Origin of the sequence: Leisingera aquaemixtae, assembly GCF_019801145.1 — a bacterium.
Lineage (GTDB): Bacteria > Pseudomonadota > Alphaproteobacteria > Rhodobacterales > Rhodobacteraceae > Leisingera > Leisingera aquaemixtae_A.
Genome location: NZ_JAHVJQ010000031.1, coordinates 1 through 2,951, shown reverse-complemented (window position 1 = coordinate 2,951; position 2,951 = coordinate 1). Strand labels below are relative to the sequence as shown.

Here is a 2,951-nt window from a genome sequence, read left to right as displayed (position 1 = left end):
GGTGAAAACCGTGTAGCGATGACGCCGGAGTCTGCGGCGCAGCTGCAGAAGCTGGGGTACACTTGCGCGATCGAGACCGGGGCGGGGGCTGCGGCGGGGTTTTCCGATGCGGCTTATGAGGCCGCGGGGGTGGAGATCATCAAGACCCCGGCGGCGCTGTGGAAGGCCTGCGACATCGTCGCCAAGGTGCGCCAGCCGGACGCCACCGAGCTGAAGCGGCTGACCAAGGGCAAGACGCTGATTTCCTTCTTCAACCCGGCCGGCAATGAAGAAGGCATGGAATTGGCCAAGTCGAAGAAGGCCAATGTCATCGCCATGGAAATGGTGCCGCGGATCTCCCGCGCGCAGAAGATGGACGCGCTCAGCTCGATGGCCAATATCGCGGGCTACCGCGCCGTCATCGAGGCGGGCAACAACTTCGGCCGCTTCTTCACCGGCCAGATCACCGCCGCGGGCAAGGTGCCCCCGGCAAAGGTCCTGGTGGTCGGCGCCGGCGTTGCCGGTCTGGCAGCCATCGGCACCTCGACCTCGCTTGGCGCTGTCACCTATGCCTTCGACGTGCGCCCCGAAGTGGCCGAGCAGGTGGAATCGATGGGTGCCGAGTTCGTCTATCTCGACTTCGAGGAGGAGCAGCAGGACGGCGCTGCCACCGGCGGCTATGCGGCGGTCTCCTCGCCCGAGTTCCGCGAGGCGCAGCTCGCCAAGTTCCGCGAGTTGGCGCCGGAGATGGACATCGTCATCACCACCGCGCTGATCCCCAACCGCGACGCGCCCAAGCTGTGGCTGGAGGACATGGTCGCGGCGATGAAGCCGGGCTCGGTGATCGTCGACCTGGCCGCCGAGCGCGGCGGCAACGTCGAAGGCACGGTGAAGGACGAGAAGGTGGTGACCGACAATGGCGTCACCATCATCGGCTACACCGATTTCCCGTCCCGGATGGCGGCGCAGTCCTCGAGCCTTTACGCCACCAACATCCGCCACATGATGGCTGACCTGACGCCGGAAAAAGACGGTTTGGTCAACCACGACATGGAGGATGACGTGATCCGCGGCGCGACCGTCACGTTTGAGGGCGAGATCACCTTCCCGCCGCCGCCGCCCAAGGTGCAGGCGATTGCGGTGCAGAAGAAGCCGGAAGTGAAGGAGCTGACCCCGGAAGAAAAACGCGCCAAGGAAATCGAAGCCTTCAAGGCGCAGACCAAGAGCCAGGTCACGATGCTGGCAGGCGGCGGCGCGCTCTTGCTGCTGGTGGGCCTCTTTGCGCCAGTGAGCTTCATGCAGCATTTCATCGTCTTTGCGCTGGCCTGCTTCGTCGGCTTTCAGGTGATCTGGGGCGTTGCCCACTCGCTGCACACGCCGCTGATGGCGGTCACCAACGCGATCTCCTCGATCATCATCCTGGGCGCGCTGATGCAGATCGGCTCCGGCAGCTTCCTGGTGATCCTGCTGGCGGCGCTCAGCGTCTTCATGGCCGGGATCAACATCTTCGGCGGCTTCCTCGTCACCCGGCGCATGCTCGCCATGTTCCAGAAATCTTAAAGAAGGGCCGGACCAATGGATTACGGTTTCACCACCGCCGCCTATGTCGTTGCGGCTGTTCTCTTCATCCTGAGCCTCGGCGGGCTTTCGAACCAGGAAAGCGCCAAGCGCGCGGTCTGGTACGGCATCGCGGGCATGGGGCTGGCGGTCTTTGCCACCCTCATCGGCCCCGGCTCCGGGTTGTGGCTGCTGTCGGTCCTGCTGATCGCGGGCGGCGGCCTCATCGGCACCTATGTCGCCAAGCGGGTGCAGATGACCGAGATGCCGCAGCTGGTGGCCGCGATGCACTCGCTGGTCGGCCTGGCCGCGGTGTTCGTCGGCTTCATCGCCCATTTCGAGATCGGCAATGTGGCGGCGGCCGTGGCCGCGGGCAGCACCGAAGAGCTCGGCACCTTTGCCAAGCTGATTGCCAAGAAGACCCCGGCGGAGATCTCCTTCCTGCGGGTCGAGCTGTTCCTCGGCATCTTCATCGGTGCGATCACCTTCACCGGCTCGGTGATTGCCTTCGGCAAGCTGGCGGGCAAGGTCACCTCGGCCGCCACCAAGCTGCCGGGCGGCCATATGCTGAACGCCAGCGCCGCAGGCCTCTCCTTCCTCTGCCTGATCTGGTACTTCAGCTCCGGCGGCTTCCTGCCGCTCTTGCTGATGACCCTGGCGGCGCTGTTCATCGGCTACCACCTGATCATGGGCATCGGCGGCGCCGACATGCCGGTGGTGGTGTCGATGCTGAACAGCTACTCGGGCTGGGCCGCGGCGGCGATCGGCTTCTCGCTTGGCAATGACCTGCTGATCGTGGTCGGCGCGCTGGTGGGCTCCTCGGGTGCGATCCTCAGCTACATCATGTGCAAGGCGATGAACCGCTCCTTCGTCAGCGTGATCCTGGGCGGCTTCGGCGGCACCACCGGTCCCGCGATGGAAGTGGAGGGCGAGCAGATCGCCATCGACGCCGACGGCGTGGCCGCGGCGCTGGAGGAGGCCGACTCTGTGGTGATCATCCCCGGCTACGGCATGGCGGTGGCCCAGGCGCAGCAGAACGTCGCCGAACTGACCCGCCGCCTGCGCGCCAAGGGCAAGGAGGTGCGTTTTGCCATCCACCCGGTCGCAGGCCGCCTGCCGGGCCACATGAACGTGCTCTTGGCCGAGGCCAAGGTGCCTTACGACATCGTCCTGGAAATGGACGAGATCAACGAGGACTTCCCCTCGACCGACGTGGCGATCGTCATCGGCTCCAACGACATCGTCAACCCGGCCGCCCAGGAGGACCCCAACTCGCCGATCGCCGGCATGCCGGTGCTGGAGTGCTGGAAGGCGAAACAGGTGTTTGTCTCCAAGCGCGGCCAGGGCACGGGCTATTCCGGCATCGAGAACCCCCTGTTCTTCAAGGAAAACACCCGCATGTTCTACGGCGACGC

General features: G+C 65.3%; 2 protein-coding genes. Both read left to right on the top strand.

Annotated features, from left to right (window positions below):
* Positions 1–1,539 (top strand): Re/Si-specific NAD(P)(+) transhydrogenase subunit alpha (locus tag KUW17_RS23110; protein WP_261397387.1); only part of this gene is annotated, 1,539 nt, incomplete at its 5' end.
* Positions 1,540–1,554: 15 nt separating this feature from the next.
* Positions 1,555–2,951, top strand: a 1,397-nt coding sequence (locus tag KUW17_RS23105) for an NAD(P)(+) transhydrogenase (Re/Si-specific) subunit beta (RefSeq protein ID WP_222482641.1), incomplete at its 3' end; no start/stop codon positions are given.